The organism is Pseudomonas sp. FSL R10-1339, from assembly GCF_009600545.1.
Lineage (GTDB): Bacteria > Pseudomonadota > Gammaproteobacteria > Pseudomonadales > Pseudomonadaceae > Aquipseudomonas > Aquipseudomonas bubulae.
Genome location: NZ_WIVQ01000034.1, coordinates 21,221 through 46,784, shown reverse-complemented (window position 1 = coordinate 46,784; position 25,564 = coordinate 21,221). Strand labels below are relative to the sequence as shown.

At 57.9% G+C, this 25,564-nt stretch carries 17 protein-coding genes; 10 read left to right on the top strand and 7 right to left on the bottom strand.

Annotated elements, in window-relative coordinates; translation table 11 throughout:
• From hrpA to GHO03_RS12560, 4 genes are all read left to right on the top strand, one after another.
• On the top strand, nt 1-3,558 hold a 3,558-nt coding region (hrpA, locus tag GHO03_RS12575), incomplete at its 5' end, for an ATP-dependent RNA helicase HrpA (RefSeq protein WP_153399912.1).
• 217 nt (nt 3,559-3,775) lie between these two features.
• On the top strand, nt 3,776-4,897 hold the full coding sequence (locus GHO03_RS12570; RefSeq protein WP_372241734.1) for a beta-ketoacyl-ACP synthase III: 1,122 nt from the start codon (nt 3,776-3,778) through the stop codon (nt 4,895-4,897).
• A 137-nt stretch (nt 4,898-5,034) separates the two neighbouring features.
• Complete coding sequence (locus tag GHO03_RS12565) at nt 5,035-5,646, top strand: RNA polymerase sigma factor (RefSeq protein WP_095002678.1); 612 nt, start codon at nt 5,035-5,037, stop codon at nt 5,644-5,646.
• Complete coding sequence (locus GHO03_RS12560; protein WP_095002677.1) at nt 5,640-5,867, top strand: anti-sigma factor; 228 nt, start codon at nt 5,640-5,642, stop codon at nt 5,865-5,867. Before GHO03_RS12565 ends, GHO03_RS12560 begins: the two co-directional genes overlap by 7 nt.
• Before the next feature lie 123 nt (nt 5,868-5,990).
• Here the strand turns inward: GHO03_RS12560 and GHO03_RS12555 are convergent, their stop codons facing one another.
• Nucleotides 5,991-7,283 carry a putative porin gene (locus tag GHO03_RS12555; protein ID WP_178110310.1) on the bottom strand — a complete coding sequence of 431 codons (1,293 nt, stop codon included), beginning with the start codon at nt 7,281-7,283 and terminating at the stop codon, nt 5,991-5,993.
• A gap of 258 nt (nt 7,284-7,541) precedes the next feature.
• On the opposite strand from GHO03_RS12555, the gene GHO03_RS12550 reads away from it, so the two are divergent.
• Entirely contained in the window at nt 7,542-8,666 is a 1,125-nt protein-coding gene (locus tag GHO03_RS12550) for a GNAT family N-acetyltransferase (RefSeq protein WP_095026948.1), read from the top strand.
• Between the two features lie 17 nt (nt 8,667-8,683).
• Here the strand turns inward: GHO03_RS12550 and aqpZ are convergent, their stop codons facing one another.
• The 4 genes from aqpZ to GHO03_RS12530 form a co-directional block, all read right to left on the bottom strand.
• Nucleotides 8,684-9,385 (bottom strand): aquaporin Z, encoded by a 702-nt coding sequence (gene aqpZ / locus GHO03_RS12545; protein WP_153399908.1) that lies wholly within the window; start codon nt 9,383-9,385, stop codon nt 8,684-8,686.
• 201 nt (nt 9,386-9,586) lie between these two features.
• Nucleotides 9,587-11,419 carry an ABC transporter ATP-binding protein gene (locus GHO03_RS12540; protein WP_095002673.1) on the bottom strand — a complete coding sequence of 611 codons (1,833 nt, stop codon included), beginning with the start codon at nt 11,417-11,419 and terminating at the stop codon, nt 9,587-9,589.
• A gap of 150 nt (nt 11,420-11,569) precedes the next feature.
• Nucleotides 11,570-12,133: a peptidylprolyl isomerase gene (locus tag GHO03_RS12535; protein WP_153399905.1), complete on the bottom strand. Its 564-nt coding sequence runs from the start codon at nt 12,131-12,133 to the stop codon at nt 11,570-11,572.
• Between the two features lie 163 nt (nt 12,134-12,296).
• Nucleotides 12,297-13,220: a LysR family transcriptional regulator gene (locus tag GHO03_RS12530; RefSeq protein ID WP_095002671.1), complete on the bottom strand. Its 924-nt coding sequence runs from the start codon at nt 13,218-13,220 to the stop codon at nt 12,297-12,299.
• 154 nt (nt 13,221-13,374) lie between these two features.
• Here GHO03_RS12530 and GHO03_RS12525 point away from each other — a divergent pair, with 154 nt between their 5' ends.
• The 4 genes from GHO03_RS12525 to GHO03_RS12510 all read left to right on the top strand — a co-directional run bounded on the left by GHO03_RS12525 (nt 13,375) and on the right by GHO03_RS12510 (nt 21,724).
• A complete protein-coding gene (locus GHO03_RS12525) occupies nt 13,375-13,974 on the top strand; it encodes an FMN-dependent NADH-azoreductase (RefSeq protein ID WP_095002670.1) in 600 nt (199 codons plus the stop codon).
• A 299-nt stretch (nt 13,975-14,273) separates the two neighbouring features.
• Nucleotides 14,274-20,108: a hypothetical protein gene (locus GHO03_RS12520; protein WP_153399903.1), complete on the top strand. Its 5,835-nt coding sequence runs from the start codon at nt 14,274-14,276 to the stop codon at nt 20,106-20,108.
• Between the two features lie 153 nt (nt 20,109-20,261).
• A complete protein-coding gene (locus tag GHO03_RS12515) occupies nt 20,262-21,122 on the top strand; it encodes a carboxylate/amino acid/amine transporter (RefSeq protein ID WP_095002668.1) in 861 nt (286 codons plus the stop codon).
• Between the two features lie 41 nt (nt 21,123-21,163).
• Nucleotides 21,164-21,724 carry an alpha/beta hydrolase gene (locus tag GHO03_RS12510; RefSeq protein WP_095002667.1) on the top strand — a complete coding sequence of 187 codons (561 nt, stop codon included), beginning with the start codon at nt 21,164-21,166 and terminating at the stop codon, nt 21,722-21,724.
• 92 nt (nt 21,725-21,816) lie between these two features.
• Here GHO03_RS12510 and GHO03_RS12505 read toward each other — a convergent pair whose 3' ends face one another.
• Nucleotides 21,817-23,085, bottom strand: coding sequence for a mechanosensitive ion channel family protein (locus GHO03_RS12505; RefSeq protein ID WP_095002666.1), 1,269 nt, complete (start codon nt 23,083-23,085; stop codon nt 21,817-21,819).
• A gap of 191 nt (nt 23,086-23,276) precedes the next feature.
• Between GHO03_RS12505 and GHO03_RS12500 the strand changes: the two genes are divergently transcribed.
• A complete protein-coding gene (locus GHO03_RS12500) occupies nt 23,277-24,623 on the top strand; it encodes a DEAD/DEAH box helicase (RefSeq protein ID WP_095002665.1) in 1,347 nt (448 codons plus the stop codon).
• A 188-nt stretch (nt 24,624-24,811) separates the two neighbouring features.
• Here GHO03_RS12500 and GHO03_RS12495 read toward each other — a convergent pair whose 3' ends face one another.
• Nucleotides 24,812-25,534, bottom strand: a complete 723-nt coding sequence (locus GHO03_RS12495; RefSeq protein ID WP_095002664.1) for a TorF family putative porin — start codon at nt 25,532-25,534, stop codon at nt 24,812-24,814.
• Nucleotides 25,535-25,564 lie beyond the last annotated feature (30 nt).

Here is a 25,564-nt window from a genome sequence, read left to right as displayed (position 1 = left end):
CTGATCGGCCATACCCAACCGCGGCGCATCGCCGCCCGCAGTGTGGCCAGCCGGGTGGCTGAAGAGCTGGGCACGCCGCTGGGTGCGCTGGTCGGCTATCAGGTGCGGTTTGAGGATCAGAGCGATTCCAATACCCTGATCAAGCTGATGACCGACGGTATCCTGCTGGCCGAAACCCAGCACGACCGCTATCTCGAACGCTATGACACGATCATCGTCGACGAAGCCCACGAGCGCAGCCTGAACATCGACTTTTTGCTCGGTTATCTGAAGATCCTGCTGCCCCGTCGTCCCGATTTGAAGGTCATCATCACCTCGGCAACCATCGATCTTGAGCGTTTCTCCAAACACTTCAATGACGCGCCCATTGTCGAAGTGTCGGGCCGTACCTTTCCGGTCGAGACCTGGTATCGCCCGTTGACCTCCCAGCAGGACGAAGAGGGCAACAACGTTGAAGAAGACCTGAGCGTCGACCAGGCCATAATTGCCACCCTGGACGAGATTGCCGCGTTCGAGCGCAGTGAGCGTAAAAGCCCCGGCGATGTGCTGGTATTTTTACCAGGCGAGCGGGAAATCCGCGATGCCGCCGACATGCTGCGCAAGGCGCAACTCAAGCACACCGAGATCCTGCCGTTGTATGCGCGGTTGTCGCCTGCCGAACAGCAGCGGATTTTCCAGTCGCACCCGGGCCGCCGTGTGGTGCTGGCCACCAACGTAGCGGAAACGTCATTGACTGTGCCGGGCATCCGTTACGTGATTGACAGCGGCACGGCGCGCATCAGCCGATACAGCTACCGGGCCAAGGTCCAGCGCCTGCCGATAGAAGCGATTTCCCAGGCCAGCGCCAACCAGCGCAAGGGCCGTTGTGGCCGGGTCGAGCCGGGTATCTGCGTGCGCCTGTATGCCGAAGAAGATTTTAACGGTCGCCCCGAATTTACCGATCCTGAGATTCTTCGTACCAACCTTGCGGCAGTCATCCTGCAAATGCTGCACCTGCGCCTGGGCGAAATCACCGCGTTTCCGTTTATTGAGCCCCCGGACGGCAAGGCAATCACTGACGGTTTCAATCTGCTGCAAGAACTGTCGGCGGTTAACCGCGAAAACCAGCTCACACCGCTGGGCCGTCAGTTGGCCCGCCTGCCGGTGGACCCGCGCATGGGCCGTATGTTGCTCGAAGCCGCCAAGCTCGGCAGTTTGCAGGAAGTATTGATCGTCGCCAGTGCGATGTCGGTGCAAGACCCGCGTGAACGTCCGCCGGAACGTCAACAAGCGGCAGATCAGGCCCACGCGCAATGGAAAGATGTCGACTCTGACTTTGCCGGTCTGATCAACGTATGGCGCGGTTTTGAGGAGCAGCGCCAGGCGCTGACGGCCAGCCCGCTGCGCAACTGGTGTCGCAAGAACTTCCTCAACTACCTGCGGTTGCGCGAGTGGCGTGATTCCCACCGTCAATTGAGCCTGATCTGTCGCGATATGCAGCTCACGGTCAATCAGGAACCGGCCGATTATGCAAAACTGCACAAGGCGGTGCTGTCGGGGTTGCTGAGCCAGATCGGGCAAAAAACCGAGGACGGAGATTACCTCGGGGCGCGCCAGCGGCGGTTCTGGATCCATCCGTCTTCGGGGCTGGGTAAAAAGCGTCCGCAGTGGCTGATGACTGCCGAGCTGGTAGAAACGACCAAATTGTATGCGCGGATGGTGGCCAAGATCGAGCCGGACTGGATCGAACCGCTGGCCGGGCATCTGGTGAAAAAGAACTATTTCGAGCCCCATTGGGAGAAGAAGCGCGGGCAGGTGGTGGCCTATGAGCAGATCACCCTGTTCGGCCTGATCGTGGTCGGTCGCCGTGCCGTGCATTACGGGCCGATTGACCCGGTGCTGTCCCGCGAGCTGTTTATCCGTGAAGGGCTGGTGCGTGGCGAAATTCAGTCGCGGGCCAAATGCCTGACGGCCAACGCGCAGTTGCTTGAACAACTCGACGAACTGGAGGCCAAGGCCCGGCGCCGTGACATTCTGGCGGATGAAGAAACCCTCTACACGTTTTACGACGCTCGCCTGCCTGCCGAGATTCATCAGACCGCGACATTTGACAGCTGGTATCGGGTCAACAGCCAGAAAGATCCACAGTTGCTGATCATGCGCGAAGAAGACGTGCTGGCCCGCGAAGCCACCGAAATCACGGCCATGCATTACCCTGACACGTTGCATCTGGGGGATTTGACCCTGGAGCTCAGCTATCACTTTGAACCCAACCACCCCCGCGATGGCGTGACGGTCAAGGTGCCAGCGCCGCTGCTCCCGGTTTTGCCGCCGGAACGTATGGAGTGGCTGGTGCCCGGCATGATAGAAGCCAAATGCATCGCTCTGGTGCGCAGTTTGCCCAAGGCATTGCGCAAAAACTTCGTGCCGGTGCCGGACTTCGTCAAGGCCGCGTTGCAGCGCATGGAATTTGCTGAGGGATCATTGCCACAAACCCTGGGCCGCGAATTGCTGCGCATGACCGGCGCTCGGGTGAGCGACGAGGCCTGGGCGCAAGCCGCGCAGCAAGTTGAAAATCATCTGAAGATGAATATCGAAGTGGTCGACGCCGACGGCAAGTTTCTCGGCGAGGGTCGTGATCTGGCCGAATTGACGGCCCGCTTTGCCCAGGCCAGTCAGGCAGCACTGGCCGTACCGCAAACCGCGAAAAATCAGCAGCCGGTCGAGGCCAAGGTGTTTGCCCCGGTGGCGGAGAAAACCCAGCAGAAGATCGCCGGGCTGTCGATGACGGTTTACCCGGCGCTGGTGGAAGAGGGCAATACGGTCAAGGAAGGGCGCTTTTCTACCCCGGCCGAGGCTGAGTTCCAGCATCGCCGTGCGTTGCAGCGTTTGCTGATGCAACAACTGGCGGAACCGGCGAAATTTTTGCGTGGCAAGCTGCCAGGGTTGACTGAGCTTGGCCTTTTGTACCGCGAATTGGGTCGGGTCGAGAGCCTGGTGGAGGACATTCTGCTGGCCAGCCTCGACAGCTGCATCCTGGAAGGCGAGGCGGTACTACCCCGTGATGGCGCGGGGCTGGCATCGCTTGCCGAGCGCAAGCGCGGAGCCTGGACCGAACATGCGGAAAAGCTGGCCAGACTGACGCTGGAAATCCTCAAACTGTGGCATGGTCTGCAAAAACGCTTCAAGGGCAAGATCGATCTGGCCCAGGCGGTGGCGTTGAATGACATAAAGCAGCAACTGAGCCATCTGGTGTACCCGGGTTTTGTGCGCGAAACCCCGGCTTTGTGGCTTAAAGAGTTGCCGCGCTACCTCAAGGCGATAGAAATGCGTCTTGAAAAACTGCCGGGCCAGGTGCAAAAAGACCGGGTCTGGAGTGGTGAGCTGAGTGGTTTGTGGGCGCAGTACCAGGCGCGTGCGACCAAGCATGCGCAGGAGGGCAAGCGCGATCCGCAACTTGAGTTGTACCGCTGGTGGCTGGAAGAATATCGGGTGTCGTTATTCGGCCAGCAACTGGGGACCAAGGTGCCGATTTCGGACAAGCGCCTAAGTAAGCAGTGGAGTTTGGTGGAGGCTTGAGCCTGCAGTCCTGTGGGAGCGGGCTTGCTCGCGATGCAGGCGACGCGGTCATGCATTTGCACCGTGTTGCTGCAATCGAGAGCAGGCCAGCTCCCACGGGGGATTACTGCAAGATCCGTAAATAACGCCAAATGCTGGCATTTATGGCAAACTTCGCGGCTATCCGTACCTGAAACGATTTCAATATCTTCTGCTTGAACAGAATAGAGGAACGATCGTGCATAACGTCGTCATCAGCGGCACCGGCCTGTACACCCCGGCCAACAGCATCTCCAACGAAGAGCTGGTGCAGTCTTTCAATACCTATGTACAACAGTTCAACGCGGACCACGCCGTGGCTATCGAGGCCGGTGAAATCCAGCCTCTGGCCGAGTCCAGCGCCGCCTTTATCGAAAAGGCTTCGGGCATAAAAAGCCGCTTTGTGATGGACAAGGACGGCATCCTTGACCCGCAACGCATGCGCCCGCATTTGCCGGAGCGCTCCAACGACGAAATGTCGGTACTCTGCGAAATGGCCGTTGGCGCTGCCAAACAAGCGCTGGAACGCGCGGGTAAAACCGCCGCTGACATCGACGGCGTGATCGTGGCCTGCTCCAACCTGCAACGCCCGTACCCGGCCATTGCCATCGAAGTGCAACATGCACTGGGCATTCAGGGTTTTGGTTTTGACATGAACGTGGCTTGTTCTTCCGCAACGTTCGGTATCCAGACCGCCAGCAACAGCGTCCAGTTGGGCCAGGCTCGCGCGGTACTGCTTATCAGCCCTGAAGTATGCACCGGCCACTTGAATTTCCGTGACCGTGACAGCCACTTTATCTTTGGCGATGCCGCGACCGCGATAGTGGTCGAGCATGCCGACCTGGCAACGTCCGAACACCAGTTCGACATCGTCAGCACTAAACTGCTGACTACGTATTCGAACAATATTCGCAACAATTTCGGCTTCCTCAACCGTGCATCCGACGAGCCAGCTGACAGCCCGGACAAACTGTTCGTGCAAGAAGGGCGCAAGGTCTTCCGCGATGTCTGCCCGATGGTGGCTGAACTGATCGGCCAGCATCTGCAGGAAAACCAGCTGGACGTGGCGCAAGTCAAACGTTTCTGGTTGCATCAGGCCAACCTGAGCATGAACCACCTGATCGTGCGCAAGCTGTTGGGCCGCGAAGCTTCGGTCGAAGAAGCTCCGGTGATTCTCGACACCTATGCCAACACCAGTTCGGCCGGTTCGGTGATTGCCTTCCACAAGTACCAGGACGACTTGCCAAGCGGTTCGCTGGCGGTGCTCAGCTCGTTCGGTGCCGGCTACTCGATTGGCAGCGTGATTCTGCGTAAACGCTAAGGTCACAGCTGGTTTGTGGTGGGAGCGGGCTTGCTCGCGATACAGGCAGCGCGGTCTGACAGGCAAACTGCGGTGATGCTATCGCTAGCAAGCCCGCTCCCACACAGAAAAATCACTTTCCGGTTGCGGAGACCTGCATGGCAACTGTTGACGACGCTGACCTGCTCAAACGTCTGCTTAACGGCGAGCAACAGGCCTTCCGCGAGCTGGTCACTACCTATCAAGGTGCCATGCGCGCTGTGGCCTATGCGATCGTCGGCAATCGCCATGCTGACGAAATCGTTCAGGACGCCTGGCTGTCAGTGGTGCGCAACCTGTCCGGGTTCGAAGGCCGTTCGAGCCTGAAAACCTGGCTGCTGACCATCACGGCCAATGCGGCGAAACAACGCTACAAGCAAAATCGTCGTGAAGTGCTGCTCGACGATTTGCCTTCGCCACACGGTACTGTCGACGATGAGCGGTTTTCCAGCGATGGCCACTGGTTGCTTGCCCCTTATTCCTGGCATCAGGACAGCCCTGACGCATTGCTCAGCGAAGATGAGTTGCGCGAATGTCTTGAGCAAACGCTCCTCAGTCTGCCGCAGTTGCAGAGCAGTGTGCTGGTGTTGCGCGAGCGCCAGGGGCTCGAGCTCGAAGAAATTTGTAATATTCTTGAGATATCGCTCTCTAATGTCCGGGTGTTGATACATCGCGCCCGACTCAAAGTCTTCGCGACCGTGGAACATTTCGAGGAAACTGGCGAATGTTGACCTGCAAACAGCAAGTAGCGGTCTCAAGTGACTATCTGGATGGCCAGCTGAGTTTTCGTCAGCGGTTGTTGGTACGCCATCATTTGCTGTTCTGTCCGAACTGCAGGCGTTTTATCAGGCAAATGCGTTTGTTGAGGGGCACGTTGCAAAAACTTCCCGAACCGCCACCGGAGGATCTGGAGCAGACGGTTGAGCGAATGATGCGCGAGCAGTCGCGCTGATGGCGGGGCATGAACGAGAACACTGTCGGTGGATGTGATGGGGGCCGACGGCATCCTCGCTCTGCTTTTACGGCACAAAACGCTGAATGACTTCAGCGTTTTGTCTATTGAGTAAACCTTTCTTTAGAACTTGGCTTCCAGGTCCAGCTGCAAGGTGTTGGCCTTGGCATCTTTCTGGGTGGTGGTCGCGTAGTCGGCCTTGGTCAGGAAGTAGGTCACGCCGACACCGAAGTTCTTGTCGATTTCATAACCCACTTTGAACTTGTGACCGCGGGAACCGGTAGTACCGTTGGCGAAGTCAGAATCGGTGAAAGCGCCGACCACGGCGTTACGCTGAATATCGCGGTAGTTGTAGTCCAGGCTGAAGGCGTTGAGCTTGGATTTGAAGCCCACCAACCAGGCATCATCCTGATCGCTGTCGGTGGCAGCGTTATGCACGTATTGGCCGTACAGCGACAGCGGCACGGGCAGGTTGGCGATATCGACCTGGCCGAAGCCTTCGTACAGGCGGAACTCGTCAGTGCTGTTACCGTTGACGCCGAGTGCACATGGGGTGGTCTTGGTCCCGGTGGTCGGGCACTTGCTGTCCTTGTCGTTGTTGTAGCTGTAAACGCTGCCGCCCAAGGTCACTTTCAGGCTGTCGGTAGGGGCGAAGCGAGCACCCAGCTGGCCGGCGTACAGGCTCAGGTCGTGCTTGAATTGCACGCCTTCGCCGTCAACGTTGTCCTTGAGGGTGTAGTAACCGGCGCTACCAAACATTTCGACGCCGCTGTTGCCCAGGTTGTGTTTGTAAGTGGCGGCCAGACCTTCCGGGTTGATATCGCTATCCCAGATTACATCGCCCATATTGACCCACGGCTGTGGCATCTTGCCGGCAATCAGGTGCAGGTCCTTGACGGCGGTCGGGTGGTAGTCGATGAACGCCATGTCCAGCCACAGTTGCTTCTTGTCGAAGTAGTTGTCCAGATCCTGGTTGGTGGAACGTGCATCGTCACCGCCGCCAGTGGCGATACGGATACCGGTATTCACCTGCGGGTTGATTTCGGTATAGGCGCCCAGGCGAGCACGAATACGTTGGCGGTCCTTGTTCTTGCCATCGGATTCGCCGTCGATCTTGACGGTTTCCTGACGAACCCGTACATCCCCCTTGAGTTCGGTTTTGGCGGCCCAGGCGACTTTCTGTTCGAAGGCACTGAGATCGGATTTTTTCACCTGGTCGGCGGCAGCTTCTTGCTTGGCTTGATTCTCACTGGCGAGTTCAGTTTGCAGCTCGGAGTACTGTGCAGGCGAAATAGAGCCGTTGGCTTTTAGCATTTCGAGCAGTTTGGCATCGACCGCAGCGCTGGCCGGAACGCTCATGGCCAATACCAGGCCACCACACAGTCCCGCAGCAACCCGTGTAGATACAAGACGCATTATGAATCTCCCAGTGCTGAGATGGCCCTAGCCACCCCAAGAAAAATCGGCCCTTTACGGGCTCACGTTAACGAGGCTTGGCGTGTCATGAGCGTGTTGGCAAACAGGTCGCTCATAACCCCGTGTTCTAAGAAGCGGCGTCAGTATCGCGGGTGGATATGACAGAAAAGTGGCAGACTGATAGCAAGTCTGTGACAGTGAAGCGATTCAGTGGTTGGGTGATACCATCGCGTCTACGCCGCGCCTTGAGGACTATTAATGCCGCTTCAACGACTCGACAGCCTGTCCACCATCCCCGCCCATGAATGGGATGCGCTGGTGCCGGTGGCCCAGCCTTTTTTGCGCCATGCCTTTCTCAGTACCCTGGAAGACAGTGCCAGCCTGGGCCCGCATTCAGGCTGGCAGCCCGAGCATTTACTGCATTATGAAAATGGGCAGTTGCAGGCGGCGTTGCCCAGTTATCGAAAATGGCATTCCTACGGTGAGTACGTGTTCGATCACGAGTGGGCGCAAGCCTGTGAGCGTGCAGGTATCGAGTACTACCCCAAGCTGCTTGCGGCAGTACCGTTCAGTCCGGTCAGCGGCCCCCGGTTGTTGGCCGCCCGTGCCGAGGACGGGCTTGAGCTGCTGGCGGCCTTGCCCGGTTATCTGCAGATCGAAGGGCTGTCCAGCGCCCATATCAATTTCACCGACCTGCTGGCCGATACGGCGCTGGCGCAACAACCCGGCTGGATGCAACGGCTGGGCTGTCAGTTTCACTGGCAGAACCGCGGGTACCGGGACTTTCAGGATTTTCTCGATGCCCTGAGCTCACGCAAGCGCAAACAGATGCGCAAAGAGCGTGAGCAAGTGGCAGGGCAGGGGTTTGAGTTTGAGTGGCTGGAAGGCCAGCAGGTGAGTGAAGCGCAATGGGATTTTGTCTACGCCTGCTACGCCAACACCTATGCTGTGCGACGGCAAACGCCGTATCTGACCCGGGATTTCTTCAGCCTGCTGGCCGAGCGCATGCCCGAATCGATTCGCGTGGTGCTGGCCAAACAGGGTTCGACCCCGGTTGCGATGGCGTTCAGCCTGATCGGCGGCGACAGTCTCTATGGTCGCTACTGGGGATGTCTTGGCGAGTTTGACCGCCTGCATTTCGAGACGTGTTTCTACCAGGGCATGGATTACGCTATCGCCCACGGTATCAGGCGTTTTGATGCTGGTGCTCAGGGCGAGCACAAGCTGATTCGCGGCTTTGAACCGGTGATCACACACTCATGGCATTACCTGCGCCATCAGGGCTTGAAGGCGGCCGTAAGTGACTTTTTGCAGCGTGAGCGGGTCGGTGTGCTGGCGTATGCTGAAGAGGCGAGGTCGGCGCTGCCATATCGGCAGGCCTGACCCTCGCGTCCGGCCGTTTAGCTGCCTTCCTTGCCCAGCCAGCGATAGATCAGTGCGCCAATGGCCGCACCCAGCATTGGCGCCAACCAGAACATCCATAACTGCTGAAGCGCCCAGCCGCCCACGATCAGCGCCGGGCCTGTGCTGCGCGCCGGGTTGACCGACGTGTTGGTCACCGGGATCGAAATCAGGTGGATCAGCGTCAGCGCCAGGCCGATGGCCAGAGGGGCGTGCCCCGCGGATACCCGTTTGTCAGTGGCGCCCATGATGATCAGGATAAACATGGCGGTCATGGTGATTTCACAGATGAGCCCCGACACCATGGAGTAGCCTCCGGGTGAGTGGTCGCCATAGCCATTGGCTGCGAGCCCGCTGGCAGCCAGATCAAAGCCGGGTTTGCCACTGGCAATCATGTACAGGAGCCCGGCAGCAATCACGCCGCCGAGGATCTGGGCAATGATGTAGGCAGGCAGTTCTTTTGCAGGAAAGCGTCCACCAACCCACAAGCCGAACGACACGGCCGGGTTGAGATGGCAGCCACTTATATGGCCGATGGCAAAGGCCATGGTCACCACGGTCAAGCCAAATGCCAGAGCCACCCCCAGCAGGCCGATGCCGACATCAGGAAACGCGGCTGCGAGCACAGCACTGCCGCAACCGCCCAATACCAACCAGAAAGTACCCAGCAACTCAGTGACGGAACGTTTGAACAAGGTCATGGAGGAGATCCCGGATGGATAAATCCATCGAGCAATTGAAGCGGCGTTGCCTCCTGCGATTTACTACAGGATTCTCCCGAATCCTTTACTAATTACAGCACTCGCCGGTTTTTTTTCCAGTGCCATAAAAAACGCCAGCCCCCTTTGAAATCGGGGGCTGGCGTTGTGCTCCACGCGCTTTGCAGCTAGCGCTTTTTTGGTTCAGTCGATGCCGACAAAACCACCGGTCTGGTGTTGCCACAAACGCGAGTACAAGCCACCTTTGGCGAGCAGCTCGCTGTGGGTTCCGGATTCAGCGATACGGCCGTTTTCCAGGACCACCAGACGGTCCATCCGGGCAATGGTGGAGAGGCGGTGGGCGATGGCAATCACGGTTTTGCCTTGCATCAGGGTTTCCAGGCTTTCCTGGATCGCGGCTTCGACTTCGGAGTCCAGTGCCGAGGTGGCCTCGTCCATGATCAGGATCGGAGCGTTCTTGAGCAGCACGCGGGCAATGGCGATACGTTGGCGCTGGCCGCCGGACAGCTTGACGCCGCGCTCGCCCACATGAGCGTCAAAACCGGTGCGGCCCTGGGCATCTGATAGCAGCGGGATAAACTCATCGGCCCGGGCTTTGCGCACGGCTTCCCACAGCTCCTCGTCGGTGGCGTCCGGCTTGCCGTACAGCAAATTGTCGCGGATCGAACGATGCAGCAGCGAGGTGTCCTGGGTAATCATTCCGATCTGTTCGCGTAAGCTTTCCTGCGTCACTTCGGCGATGTTTTGATCGTCGATCAGGATGCGACCGCCTTGTAGGTCATACAAGCGCAACAACAGGTTCACCAGGGTTGACTTGCCGGCACCGGAAGGGCCGATCAGGCCGATTTTTTCACCGGGTTTAATTACCAGGTTGAGGTCGCTGATGATCCCGCTGCGCTTGCCGTAGTGGAAGTCAACGTGTTCAAAACGCACTTCGCCACGGTTGACGATCAAGCGTGGAGCCTGGTCGCGGTCAGTCACGGCGACAGGTTGGGCGATGGTCTCCAGGCCGTCCTGAACCATGCCGATATTTTCAAAAATGCCGTTGACCACCCACATGATCCAGCCGGACATGTTGACGATACGAATCACCAGGCCGGTGGCCAGGGCAATTGCGCCGACGCTGATCAGCGACTGGCTCCACAGCCACAGCGCCAGGCCGCTGGTGCTGACGATCAGCAGGCCATTCAGGCTGGTGATTGCCACGTCCATGCTGGTGACCACGCGACTGGCCAGTCGGGTTTTTTCGGTTTGCTCGATAATGGCTTCGCGCGCGTACTGCTGCTCAAAGTTTGTGTGGGCGAACAATTTGAGGGTGGTGATGTTGGTATAGCCGTCGACGATGCGGCCCATCAGTTTGGAGCGTGCATCAGAAGATACCACCGAGCGTTCCTTGACCCGTGGTACGAAGTAATACAAGGCCCCGACATAGCACAGGATCCAGGTCAGCAGGGGGATCATCAGGCGCCAGTCGGCTTCGGCAAACAGCACCAGCGAGCTGATGGCATAGATCAGGACGTGCCACAGCGCATCGACGGCCTGTACCGCCGAATCACGCAGGGAGTTGCCGGTTTGCATGATGCGCTGGGCGATGCGCCCGGCAAAATCGTTCTGGAAAAAGTTGAGGCTTTGCTTGAGTACATAACTGTGGTTTTGCCAGCGGATCATGCTGGTCATGCTGGGGCTCAGGGTCTGGTGCACCAGCAGGTCATGCAGGCCGAAGAACACCGGGCGGATGATCAGTGCGACCACGGCCATCCAGATCAGCTCACCGCTGTGGACCTTGAAAAAGTCAGTATTGGGCGTGCCCTGGGTCAGGTCGATCAGCGTGCTCAAGTAGCTGAAAAGCGATACTTCGATCAGTGCCGCGATCAGCCCGACCACCAGCAAGGCGGCAAACACGGGCCAGACCTGGCGCAGGTAGTAGAGATAAAATGCCCAGACAGTGCTGGGCGGAGCCGGAGTGGGGGCTTCGCGAAAAATATCGATCAGTTGTTCGAAGCGACGATAGAGCATTGGCACTGACGCCCGCAGCGCGGGCTCTCCTTATAGTGGTGTGACCGGCAGAGCAAAACACGGTCGCTGCAGGCGAAGGCAGCATAGCCGTCTGCGGCAGCAGCGACCGTGTATTGTTTCCAGTCAGCGCTTCCTGCGTGATAGCGCCTGTCAGTCGATACGCTTGGCCGACTTGATCAGTACCGGATCGATGGGCACATTTTGCATGCCTTGTTTGGTGGTGGTTTGCGAGTTGACGATCTGGTCAACAACGTCCATGCCATTTACCACCTTGGCAAAAACGGCGTAACCGGCATCACGGCCCGGGTCCAGAAACGCATTGTCTGCCACGTTGATGAAGAATTGACTGGTGGCCGAGTTCGGGTTCGACGTGCGTGCCATCGACAGGGTCCCGCGAACGTTATGCAAGCCGTTGCTGGCTTCGTTCTTGATCGGGTCGCGGGTCTGTTTTTGCACCATCTGCGACGTAAAACTACCACCTTGCACCATGAAACCCGGGATCACGCGGTGAAAAATGGTGTTGTTGTAAAAGCCGCTGTCGACATACTTGAGGAAGTTGTCAGTGCTGATCGGAGCCTTGACCGGGTCCAGTTCGATTTCGATCTTGCCAAAGCTGGTATCCAGTACCACGTGAGGCGCTTTGGCAGTTTCAGCCGCCATAAGGTTGGCAGCGAACAGCAGGGCGCCAGCGGCAAGAGCAATTTTTTTAAGCATGGTTCAGTGATCCTGAAAAGTTGGGTGACCGTTCTATGCCGCACCGTCAGTGAAGCTGGGGGGCATTGAACCAGTGCCCGTGCCACATCTTGCAATGGTAGATGTTCACGGGCGGCGGGTGTTGGACAGGATATTCTCGAATCAGGTTCCTGCCCACTGCTCATCACGCTTGCTGCGGTGCGGCGAAAGGTGCCTCGAGCGGTGCCGTGTCGAAAGTTCGCAACAATTCGACAAGGATTTGAGTTGCCGGGCCCAGGGGTTTGTCCTTGTTGGCGTACAGGAAGAACACCGGGTGACGATTGCCGCCCTGGTTGAGCGGCAACGGCTTGAGGAGACCTTCCTTGAGCTCGCGCTCGATCATGTGCCGTGGCAACCAGGCAAACCCCAGCCCGCTGCCCACAAAGGCAGCCGCCGTGGCCAGGCTGCCGACGGTCCAGCGCTGCTCGGAGCCCAGCCAGCCCACGTCGCGTGGTTGCTGGCGCCCGGAGTCACGAATTACCACTTGTAACTGGCTTTCGAGGTCCTGGAAATGCAACTCGCGTTGCAGGCGATGCAACGGGTGGTCGGGATGGGCCACGGCGACAAACTCCACGGTGCTCAACTCGGTACCCAGGTAGCCGGGAATATTGAAGCTGCTGATGGCCAGGTCAGCCACGCCTTCGAGCAGCACTTCCTCGACGCCGGAAAGAACCTCTTCACGCAGACGTACGCGACAGCCCCGGCTTTGCGGCATAAAAGCTGTCAGGGCGCGCACCAACCGGGCGTTGGGGTAGGCTGCGTCGACGACCAGGCGCACCTCGGCTTCCCAGCCTTGCTCCATATGATGGGCAAGGTCTTCGAGCTGGCTGGCCTGCTTGACCAGTTGCCGGGAGCGACGCAGCAACACGCCACCGGCTTCTGTCAGCACCGCCTTGCGTCCGTCGATGCGCAGCAGCGGCACGCCGAGCTGGTCCTGCATGCGGGCCACGGTATAGCTGACAGACGACTGTGAGCGGTGGAGAACTTCAGCGGCTTGTGCGAAGCCTCCGTGGTCGACCACAGCCTGCAAGGTGCGCCATTGATCAAGGGTCACGCGGGGCGCTTTCACAATGAATTCCTCTGATTTTGGAGTGGTTACAGGATACCGTTAAACAAACAGATTTATAGATAGGTTGTAGCAGGTAATTGCGCTTTTTTATCGAATCAATGACCCCTAATCTTGGCTCCATTCTTACAGCATTTACAGATGGAGCTTGTCCGCCATGTCCAATGTTCTGATCATTGAAAGTAGCGCCCGCCAGCAAGGCTCGTTTTCCCGTCAGTTGACCCAGCAGTTCATCAGCCAGTGGCAAGCAGCCCATCCGACCGATCAGGTCACCGTTCGCGACCTAGCCCTGCACCCGGTACCGCACCTTGATGCCAACCTGTTGGGTGGCTGGATGAAGCCCGAAGCACAACGCAGTGCAGACGAGCACGCCTCCCTCAAGCGCTCCGATGAGTTGACCGACGAGTTGCTGGCCGCTGATGTACTGGTGCTGGCGGCGCCCATGTACAACTTTGCGATACCGAGCACGCTCAAAGCCTGGCTGGACCACGTATTGCGGGCCGGCGTGACCTTCAAGTACACCGAAACCGGTCCACAGGGGCTTTTGACCGGCAAGAAAGCATACGTGTTGACGGCTCGCGGCGGGCTATATGCGGGTAGCACCTCGGACCATCAGGAACCATATCTGCGTCAGGTCATGGCCTTTGTCGGCATTCACGATGTGACCTTTATCCATGCCGAAGGGATGAACCTGGGCGGTGACTTCCAGGAGAAAGGTTTGAATCAGGCCAAGGCCAGGTTGTCTGCCATCGCGTAGTCTGTTAATCGACAGATAATCGCCCGATGGCTTAATTGTTTCATTGCTCCTTCAAGCATGCGGTTCGCGCATCGAACCTCCCTTTGCACTTTATTGAGTGCCCGTGCCCGATCAGCCTTTGCGCTGGATCGGGCTTTTTTTGTCTGGAGCATTTGTTGCGTACAAGCATGTTCACGCCTTTCAAGTGCGCTATGTATCTATCTTTTTACAGGTCCATGCTCTGTTAGCTTTGCCCTTTAATTGTTTTGCCCGGGATCCTTATCGGATGGCAAAACATCACTGATTAAGGGCTGTGTGCCATGTCCATGCTTTCGTCCCGCCCAGAGGCGCAACTCCAAAGAGAAGCGCTGGCCATTGCCGGCCACCTATCCCGACAGCCCACTTTTCTTGCGGCCGCCAGAGATTCGTTTCGCACAACGTTGCACCGGCGCTTTGCGTTTGTGTCACAAGCATTTGACCTGGATGCAATGCATGTCACTGATTATCGGCTTGTGTGGAATCAGGATCAGACCGAGCAGGTTGCCAGTCCCGCCACTTCCCGGACTCTGGGTGAGGAACTGAGTCGATATCTGGCGAGCCGTGAGCTGCCGGTTTTTCAGGGGTTGGTCGGTATCTTCGACAAGGCGGGAGTCTATGGGGATCTGGGGGCGCGCATTGTTGGCGGCGACAATACCGGCAGTGAGCTCGTGGCCATGTTGCAGGATGCAGGTGTCCGGGCCTGCTTGAACTACCAGCAACAGGTAGCGGCTTTTTATAGCGGTACACCGCTGGACGGGCTCAAGTCGGCCATGGCTGTTGCCTCGCCCCATGAGCTGGCAGGTGTCGATCCGCAGCGACTTGTCTTCGGCGTCCTGGGGGTATCCGGCCATGAATGGGAGAGCCGCAGCATTGTCCAGCTGTTCGCGGCCTACAGGGAGAGCGGCGAGTTGGCTGCGCATCCGGACGGCATGAGCACGGACGGCCAAATGACTGCCTGGACATACCCTGCGGCCAGAGCGGGCCATTTTTATCGCAGTCACTCCGGTCTGGAGAAGCCTGGGGTTCTGCTTAAACTTCTGCAGGACGCCGATAATCGCTATGCCCGTGACCTGCCGATGAACGAGCCTCTCAAGGCCTGGCTGGCACACAGAATGGCCAGGCAAAGGGCTGCTGAAGCCAATCTGCGTATGCGCGACGGCACCTTGACGGCGGAAGGGGCGGCCATGATCAAGGGGATAACCGGCGGCGTGCGCGATGCGATGGATCTGCACAGCCCTGGCGTGTATGAGCTGTTTCTGCGGGTGCCTGGAATCGAGGCCCGGGTTGCCGGATGTCTGGTTCTTACCAGCAGTCCGCGGGATCTGCCCATCTACAGTCCTGCGGGTGTCATCCTGTTGATTGCAGGTCAGGGACTGATCGAGTTTTCCTCGGGCAGTGAGTTCAGTGACTGCATGACGCTCTGGCTGGATCAACCACAAAACCATCCCTGGTTGCGAGCCGGGGTTGCGTTGGGCCACCGGGACGCTGTTTTTGCCCATCGTCCACGTGCGCTTGTGGACTATCCGGGTGTACCCGGCGGCGATGCCTTTGCCCACTGCCTGACAACATTGCTGAGCTGGCAGCAGGACAGTTGTACGCATCTGATCCGTTCTGGCTCGGTGGAGCCCCTTTATCTGGAGCAGGCAATTGATCTCAGGGCCAGGTTTCGTGTCGGGCATGTGCTGCAGGTGTGCGAGTCAGCCCGACAGGGAAAACACACCGCGCAAGCGTTCAGGAACACCGCCCTGAATGACGGGTTGGTGCAGGCATTCCCCCTGATCCAGCCACTGGTTTCACCATTCGATATGGACAGTCTGAATCTCAAGGGTTACCGCGATGACAGCAAAGTCACAGATCTGTCAGCCGGGAGGATAAATCCAGAGCATTTGCAGCTTGTCAGTACCAGTCCGCTCGGCGATGTGCTACGTGAAATGGTTGCCAATCTCGAGGCATTCAACGTTTTTGCCCAAGCAGATCTTTTCTTTATCTGTGCAGGTGACAATTGCATCGAAATGGCAGCGCAGGAGTTTCGTGAAAGCATACAGGCTCTTGTTCGCCCATTGAGGTACATCGCTGTCGAGTACCAATTGCCTGTAGCACCCGAGGCGGTGCCAGATGAGCCGATAAACACGTTCAAACAGCAGGCAGACGCTACCTTGGCGGACTTGCAGGCTATGTCCGAAATGCTCAAGCAGTCTGCTGTACCGTCTTCGCGCAGGCTGCGTCCAGCCATGCATTCAGAGCTGCAGTGCGCCATCAGTGAGGTAATTCGCCAGTTTCAGTTGTTCAAGGATGACTTGCGTGGCGAGGCTATACAGGTGCTGTACCAGCGCCTGCCGCTTGCCGAAACACTGCCGGTCAGACTGCGCAGGCATCTGGAGACCTACCTGCAGGGTGACGGGCAAACCTATCTTTTTGATTACGGTGAGTCCGTAACTCTGCCGGAAATGCTCGAGTACTACCGTGTCATTCCGGCTGGCCCAACTACGGCTCCTGCCAGGCTGCAGGCACTGAACGATCTTGAAGAGCAGTATGCAGTTCGGTGTATGGGTATGGAGCGGGGCACGCCCCTGATTGACTGCCTTCTCACTGCGGATCAGGAGCGAAAGCTGCTGAATGCCGGCAAGGGTTTTATATCGTCCCGGCAGCCTTCACAAGGTGTTAACGCTCTGCCTCCGCTGGAATTGCTGGCACATTACCTGCCTGATTTTGACCCTGCCCGGTTCGCTCACACCAGGCCTGCAGTCGCGCTGCAACAGCTGCTGACTTCAGAATGCGGTCAGTGTCTCGGTCGCGAATTGCTCAAGGTCCTGGGGTGGCATGGTGCACGCGATGGTGAGACCAGCCCGGTGACGCTATGTACCCAACTGGTCTGGAAGGCTCTTGTGCTGCGATACTCGCAGGCTAGTGAAGTGGCCGGTTACGATTTGCACTCGGATCGTCTATGGGGCAGGACCTATGCGTGGATCCGCAGCGATTTTGAGACCTTTTTGCTTACTTCGCGACAAGCTGCATCCTCGGCGTTTGCCGCGTTGCTGGCGCGGTTGTTGCGAACGGCCATGCCACCGGATTTCAGTGTCCGCGATATTCCTGGCGAACTGACTTACGGTTCGCCCAGTTGGGTCAACCTGCGCCATGGTGCCGAACTGGCGCATGCCATCGAGCCAGGCTCGACACTGCGCATGACATTTCAGGAAGTCATCCTGTTGCCTGGCAAGCAGGGGCAGGGGCTCGTTTTTTCCGCCAAAGCAAACGAGCAGGAACAGGTTCTGCTCCGCGAGAAGTCTTCAGCCATTCTTGCCTTGCGCCTGCCTCCACTGATGGCCTGGGCGGCCCTGCATGGCGTTGTACCAAAAATGCCCCTGGCTGCTTATTCCAGCGTGGAGATCCAGCGCGCAGTTCAAGCGCTGGATGCGTATGAACACGCGATTTTCAAAGCAACCAATGACCTGTTCAAACCTGCCCCCAACAGGTTTGAAATTGCAAAAAAAGAGCTGGCCCGGCGCGGCCTGAATCCCTATTTCAGCGAGTTCACGGCTGCCAGGGGCAGAATGCCGCTGTTTGAGCTTTACGCTGCCGGCAAGCATCTGGAGCTGGATTTTCCGCCCTACACATCAGCCACCATACCGAGTGCCGAGGAGGTTCGTGCAAGTGCCGAGCGCTTCTCACGGCTCAAGAAGTTGCCGGTGAATATCGAGCTGGAATTCAACCGGCAGTACAATGCCTATGAGGCGGCGCTTGTGGCAGCACAACAGGCGGTTGTCAGGTTTTTACTGGACAGCCTGCCCCCGCGGCAGCGTCAGGACATTGAATACAGCCATGTCAGGGTATTGCGTGTCAGAGCTGAAAGTACCGGCAGTGTCAGTGAGGACAGCCCCGAAATCACGGATTCACTGATGTTGCGTCAGGGGTTTATTCTCGAAGTGTGCAAAAAAGAAACCTGTGATCTCTACGAGATTTTCCCAAGGGCGCTGCACATACAAGAGAGTCCAAGGCTCAAGCCATTGCTGGTAGGAGGCGTAATCGCTCCAAAGAAAATCGGTATTCACACCTGGGTCCACACTTTTCGGCATGGCACGGTTTTGAATATTGACGAAAATGCCTATCGGACCGGGCACAAACCCATGCCCCATGAGACCTCCCGATCCAGGCTGATTATTGAGGAGCTTGGTAGCGTGCCAGCGGGAGACGAGACGAGCAGCCATCTGCCCGATACGTTCAACTCCTTGCGCAGCAAACAGATTGCCAGGCTGATTCCGCTCTATATCGACAAGGGGCAAGCTCGTGCGGCTGCCCGGGGAGTGACGGCTTTTGACCAGGCACATCCTGCCCTGTCATTGCTAAAGGCGATTACGCCTTTCTGGGGGGGCATCGAGGATCTGCTTTCGGATGATCAGAAACGCAGAGCTTCGGGGGCATTCGGGATGCTCCTGGACCTGCTGTTTTTGGTCCCCGTCGTAAGATTTGCCGGGGGGGCAGTGCGGGTGATCAACCTGGCTGGAAAGATCGGTTTCAAGGCCGTGTTGCCCCGGATGGGCAAGCTCGCCAGAACCCTGCTGGTGTCTCTGGCTCAGGAGCTGAACCCCCTGGATGGCTTGCCCCGTTTGCTCAAGTGGAGCGGTGCCAAACTGCTTGAGGGTGGTGCTTGTCTGGCTGAGAAAGGTCTCGGGCACTTCAGGCAAGTGACCAGCCTTTCAAGCGTGGCGCGTTACGACATTAAACAGGGGCTGGTAACGGTCGCGGATCCCGGGGCCTGGAAGCCTGTGGCTCAGGGCGATGAGCTGCGTACGGTCAGTGATGTTAAAAACGTGCAGGTTCGCAACACGGGCAGCGTCACGACCAGTGATTACCGCCTGATTGATCCTGTATCCAGTCTTCCCTATGGGCCGCGCTTGGCCTCAGGCGCCCGGTCAGTACATTTCGGCCAGCAAAAATTCTTTGTTTCTGCCAGCCCTGATCTTCCCGATGGTTATTACTTGCTGCGAGTCAGAAGTCCTGACAATCCCTCGCAACTGCTCAGCAGCGGGGTAATTGCCAAGCCTGAAGCGGGAGCTGCGGGGCAATGGAAAAGAAGAGGGATCAAGGGCGGGGGAGATGAAGTGCCAGAGACCGCCAGTTTGCATACCTGGAGACTGCAGGACGATAACGGGCTGGCCTCATTGGGGGACATGACCACATTCCGGCGCAGCGACGTTTCATTGAAAGGGCGGCAGCCCGATACGACAACAGGTGTCCATACCTTCAACAATAGATCCTATATCGCGGTTGGAGATCCACCCGAGGCTTATGAGGTGGTGCGGGTCAGAAACAGACTCTGGCAGTTGCATACGGATGGTGAACAGGCTGGCCCCTTTGTTGTGTATAGGCCAGCTCAGGGCCAGACCTCAGGTGTCTGGGACCTGGCCCCGCAGATTACTCTGCAACCCAAGCCAAGATCGAAATGGGAGACCGCCCCCGAGATTCTGTTCACCCCGGAGCCGGACGGGCCGCAGCTTTACCGCAACCTGAACAAGCTGCCGGCGAGTACCCCCTGGCAGGTTGAGAGCGGCATCGACTTCAAGCGAATTGAGCAGGAAATCCGCACCCGGTTCAATGTTGAACTGGAGGGCGTTGAAGTCATTTCGACAACGGCCAGTGATTTGGCGGTCAGGATGGATATCCCCTACGACGCGGCCTCTGCGAAAGCCAGCCCTGTCGCCTGGACCTCCCCGCAAGGCAAGATCCATATCGCCACGGATCATCCGGATTATGTGGTAAACGGTCTGGTGGACTCCGACAAGGTGCGCTCCACGGTAGTGCATGAGTATGTCCATGCGGCCTCTCATCGCAGAGCCGGTTTGCAGGTCATTTCCGGGGAGGGGGTCAATTATGATGAAAGTGTGGTGGATTATTTCGCGGAAAAAATCTACTCGCAGATTTATCCCGGACGGCCCTACAAAAGCGGCTATTTCACCGCGGACGGAGCCCTGTGGCACGGGCAACTGGTGCCGTTTATGAGTCAAAGCGCAACCATGAACCTGGTTGAGATCCAGCAGGCACTCTTTCACGATCCGGCGTTGTTCAGGCCGCTGGGCCCGGACGCCCTGCAGGAATGGAAGCGGCTGACCGGTTTCTAGTGCTGTGCGCCCTGAGGTCTCAATTGCCCTGGAGCGGATGAGATTGGCAAGCCAGCATTTTACTTCCCCGGCAAACCCGCTAAGGTCGCCCATTCTTTCGAATTCGCCACGGCGTAAACGAACAGGCAACTACGGTTTTTGAGCGAGAGATTCATGGGCTATCTGTTAATTGTTACCCTGATTCAGGCGTTTTCATTCAGCCTGATTGGCGAGTATCTGGCGGGGCACGTCGACAGTTACTTTGCGGTACTGGTGCGTGTGGTACTGGCGGGGCTGGTATTTATTCCGCTCACACGCTGGCGTCAGGTCGAACCCGGTTTCATGCGCGGCATGCTGTTGATCGGGGCGCTGCAGTTCGGTGTCACCTACGTCTGTCTGTACTTGAGTTTTCGAGTGCTTACGGTTCCGGAGGTGTTGTTGTTCACCATCCTGACCCCCCTGCACGTGACCCTAATCGAGGATGCAATCAACCGCCGTTTCAACCCGTGGGCGCTTGTTGCGGCACTGGTCGCCGTTATGGGGGCTGCGGTCATTCGTTTTGACACCATCAGCCCCGAATTTTTCAAGGGCTTCCTGCTCCTGCAACTGGGCAACTTCACTTATGCCGCCGGTCAGGTGATGTACCGGCATCTGGTCGCACGCTACCCGAGCGATTTGCCGCATTACCGGCGCTTCGGTTACTTCTATCTGGGTGCGCTGGCTGTGGTACTGCCTGCTTTTGTGTTGTTCGGCAAAGCCGATTTCTGGCCTGAAGCCCCCTTGCAGTGGGGAGTGCTGGTGTTTCTGGGGCTGGTCTCCACTGCACTTGGCCTGTATTGGTGGAACAAGGGCGCGTGCATGGTCAGTGGCGCGACCCTGGCGGTCATGAACAACGTGCATGTGCCGGTAGGTCTGTTTTTCAGCCTGTTGATCTGGAATCAACACGAGCCTCTGGGGCGGTTGTTCCTGGGCGGGCTGGTGATATTGATTGCCGTCTGGATAAGCCGGCTAGACCGCAGGGCTGTGACGGTCTAAGGTCAATCTCAGTCCATCTATCGCCTTAAGGGAGAGTCGGAATGACAGTCAGGGTGTTGATCTTGCCGGGCCTGTTCAATTCAGGAACAGAGCATTGGCAATCTCACTGGGAGCAGCGCTACAGCGGTTTGCATCGGGTCAAGCAGGACAATTGGGAAACCCCCGCCTGTGTTGACTGGGTGCAGAACCTGCATAAAAAAATCACCAAGAGCGAGCGCCCCGTAGTGCTGGTGGGTCACAGTCTGGCGTGTACGCTGATAGCCCGCTGGGCCCAGCAGCACCCCAAGGAGGCAAGGCGGGTGCGCGGGGCGTTGCTGGTGGCACCCAGTGATACCGAGGCCGACAGCTACCCGGCCGGGACCTCAGGCTTTAGCCCCATGCCGCTCAATACCCTGCCTTTTGATGCCATCACCGTAGCCAGTACCAACGACCCCTATGTCACCCGCGAGCGGGCCGAGGCCTTCAGCCAGGCCTGGGGGAGTGAACTGGTATGGTTGGAGAATGCCGGGCATATCAATGGCGAAGGTGGCTATGGCACCTGGCCGCAGGGCATCGAGTTGTTGTTCAAACTCACTGGCGACCCGCAGTTCAAGCACGCCTGAACATGTAGCCGCTGACGAGACAAGAGGCTGCGACAAGCCCCGCAGGGCTTTCAGATTCTCGCAGCCTCTCTGTACTCCTTAGCGGCTACACATCACTCTTCGATCGGTATTCTGGTCAACAGCCCCTTGCGCAGGTCATTGCCGCTTGGTTGCTGGTACACGCTTAAACCGAACTCGGGCAGTACTGACAGCAGATAGTCGAAGATATCGCCCTGAATGCGTTCGTATTCGTCCCACACAGTGGTTCGGGTAAAGCAGTACACCTCCAGGGGTACGCCTTGAGGCGTGGTTTGCAGTTGGCGCACCATGCAGGTCATGTTCGGCTGGATATCGGCATGGCTTTTCAGATAGGCAAGGGCATAGGCGCGGAAAGTACCGATATTGGTCATGCGTCGACGGTTGGCTGACATGGCTGCCACGTTGCCCTGGGCTTCATTCCAGCTTTTGAGTTCGGCTTTCTTGCGATGCAGGTAGTCGCTCAGCAGGCGCACTCCCTCCAGACGTTGCTCCTGCTCATCGGTCAGGAACGCAACATCGCTTGCGTCAATAAACAGGCTGCGCTTGATCCGCCGGCCGCCGGACTGCTGCATGCCGCGCCAGTTCTTGAACGACTCGGACATCAGGCGCCAGGTGGGTATCGAGACAATGGTCTTGTCGAAATTCTGCACCTTGACGGTATGCAGGGTGATATCGATCACATCACCATCGGCCCCGACCTGAGGCATTTCGATCCAGTCGCCAACCCGCAGCAAGTCGTTGCTGGTCAACTGTACGCTGGCCACGAACGACAGCAGGGTGTCCTTGTAGACCAGCAGGATAACCGCAGACATTGCCCCCAGCCCGGAAAGCAGCAGCATTGGCGAGCGGTCGATCAGGGTCGCGACAATGATGATGGCCGAGAACACATACAGCAACATTTTGGTCAGCTGAATGTAGCCCTTGATCGGGCGGGTCTTGGCGTAGTTGGTGCGCGAATAGATGTCGAGCAAGGCGTCCAGCAGTGAACTGATAACCCGCGTCAGTACGAAGATGGTGATGGCCAGCGCCAGGTTGCCAAGGAAGTGGCGACCGTTGTCGCTCATGTCCGGCACCAGATTGCGCCCGAACTGCACTATCAGCGAGGGAGTCAGTTGCGCCAGGCGATGGAACACCTTGTGTTCGCGTAAATCATTGATCCAGTGCAGGGCCGGTTGGCGGCCGAGCATTTTGGTCACGCGCAGGATAATAATGCGTGCGATATGACCGGCCAGCAGGGCGACGCCCACGAGAACGATCAGGCCCAGTATGGCCGAAACCCAGGGATGTTGATCCAGATTGGCCCACAGGTCCTGGATTTGGCTCCAGAGTGCTTGAGTATCCATAAGCTAAAACGATATCCGGTAATAAATGGCCATGGGATTAGAGCACTTCAGGGCGATTTGTGGGCCCTGATTGGACTAAAGACCCTAAAAAACCATTTGTTTCACGCCGTTCGTGCAAAGTAACTCGGCCTTGGCGCTCGAAACCGTTACTCTATGCCGCTGATTTTTTGTATTTCTTCGAGGTAGCACCCGTGTTTTCCGATTTCGCCCTGCACGAACGCCTGCTTAAAGCTGTGGCCGAGCTTAAATTTGTCGAGCCTACGCCTGTGCAAGCAGCGGCCATCCCGCTCGCGCTCGAAGGGCGTGACCTGCGGGTTACAGCTCAAACCGGGAGTGGCAAAACCGCCGCTTTCGTACTGCCGATTCTGAATCGTCTGATTGGTCCTGCCAAAATCCGCGTCAGTATCAAAGCGTTGATTTTGCTGCCGACCCGCGAGCTGGCACAGCAAACGCTAAAAGAAGTTGAGCGTTTTTCGCAGTTCACGTTCATCAAGTCCGGTCTGATCACCGGCGGTGAGGACTTCAAGGTTCAGGCGGCCATGCTGCGCAAGGTGCCGGATATCCTGATCGGCACCCCTGGCCGTTTGCTCGAGCAACTGAATGCCGGCAACCTTGACTTGAAAGAAGTTGAAGTTCTGGTACTCGACGAAGCCGACCGCATGCTCGACATGGGTTTCTCCGAAGACGTGCAACGTCTGGTCGATGAGTGCCCGAACCGTCAGCAAACCATGCTGTTCTCGGCCACCACCGGTGGTTCGGGCCTGCGTGAGATGATCGGCAAGGTACTGAACAACCCTGAGCACTTGCAGCTCAACCAGGTCAGCCAGTTGAACGCCACCACGCGTCAGCAGATCATCACGGCAGACCACAACCAGCACAAAGAGCAAATTGTTAACTGGCTGCTGGCTAACGAGACATATCAAAAAGCCATCGTTTTCACCAACACCCGTGCCATGGCTGACCGCATCTACGGTCGCCTGGTGGCTCAGGAGTACAAGGCGTTCGTCTTGCACGGTGAAAAAGACCAGAAAGACCGCAAGCTGGCCATCGATCGCCTGAAGCAGGGCGGCGTCAAGATTCTGGTGGCTACCGACGTGGCGGCCCGTGGTCTGGACGTTGAAGGCCTGGATCTGGTGATCAACTTCGATATGCCTCGCAGCGGCGACGAGTACGTTCACCGTATTGGTCGTACTGGCCGTGCGGGCAATGATGGCCTGGCGATCTCGCTGATCTGCCATGGTGACTGGAACCTGATGTCCAGCATTGAGCGCTACCTGAAGCAAAGCTTCGAGCGCCGTACCATCAAGGAAGTCAAAGGCGTCTACGGCGGCCCGAAAAACGTCAAGGCTTCGGGTAAGGCTGTTGGTGTGAAGAAGAAAAAGACCGACGCCAAGGGCGTCAAGAAGAAGTCGGGCGCCAAGGCACCGACCAAGCGCAAGATCGCCAACCGCCCGAAGACCGACGCTCTTTCGTTGGTCAGCAAGGACGGCATGGCGCCGCTCAAGCGCCGCAAGCCAGAAGCACCAGCGGCTGAGTAAATCGCTGGCATGGCTCACAAAAAAACCCGGCCTGCGCCGGGTTTTTTGTTGCCTGAAACGCCGCAGATTTTGTGAGCGCCGCAATGTCTGCAGGAGCTGGCTTGCCTGCGATGGTGTTATCGTGGGGTGACTGGGAAACCGCGCCGTCTGCATCGCGAGCTAGCCCGCTCCGACAAAACCCGGGCGTTTCAGTAGAACGTCCGCTCGGCCTTAAATGTCAGTAAGCCATCACACTGGGTGTTCTGCCCTGAGTAGGCAGAGCAGTCGCTGCCGTCCAGGCTGGAATCGCTGTAGATCACGTTGAGGTCAATGCCCATCCAGGGGCGCGAGAGTTTGATCGACCAGTCATTGAATGCGCGTACGCTGCCACCGTCGGCAATGGACACCGGTGAGCCCAGTTGGTGGGTGGTGTATTTCATGCTTACGCCGATGCCAAAGGGCTGGTTGACCCCCAGATCGGCAAACAATGTACTGTCGCGGCGCCCCGGATCATTGCTGAAGGCGGCGCCAAAGCGCGTGCCCAGCACGGTGAGGCCTGCAAAGATCTGCTGGCTGTCCAGTGAGTCGACTTTGGGGTAGCTGTAATGGATCACCCCCAGCTCATAGCTCAGGGTCTGGTCAAAGGGGCGCTTGTAACCCAGATACGAATCCACTTCCAGGTTGCTGCCAGGCTTGATGCCCATGGTGGGCGCCCATTGCCCGACATACCAGCCGCTGTCGTGGGTCAGGTCCAGGCCGCCATGAAAGGTCGAGCCGGGGCTGGTGGGCTTGACCAGGCCCTGGGCCATGCTGCGGCTGGGCTGGGTGGCCAGCTTCAGGTCGAAGTCGCCCAGCTCGCGGGAAAACACCTGTGCGTCTGCAATGGTGCTGGTCAGCAGCGTGCTGGCCAGCAACACCGTCCGTGTCAGCATGATCGGCTCCCTATTTGGGCTCAAAGGCTT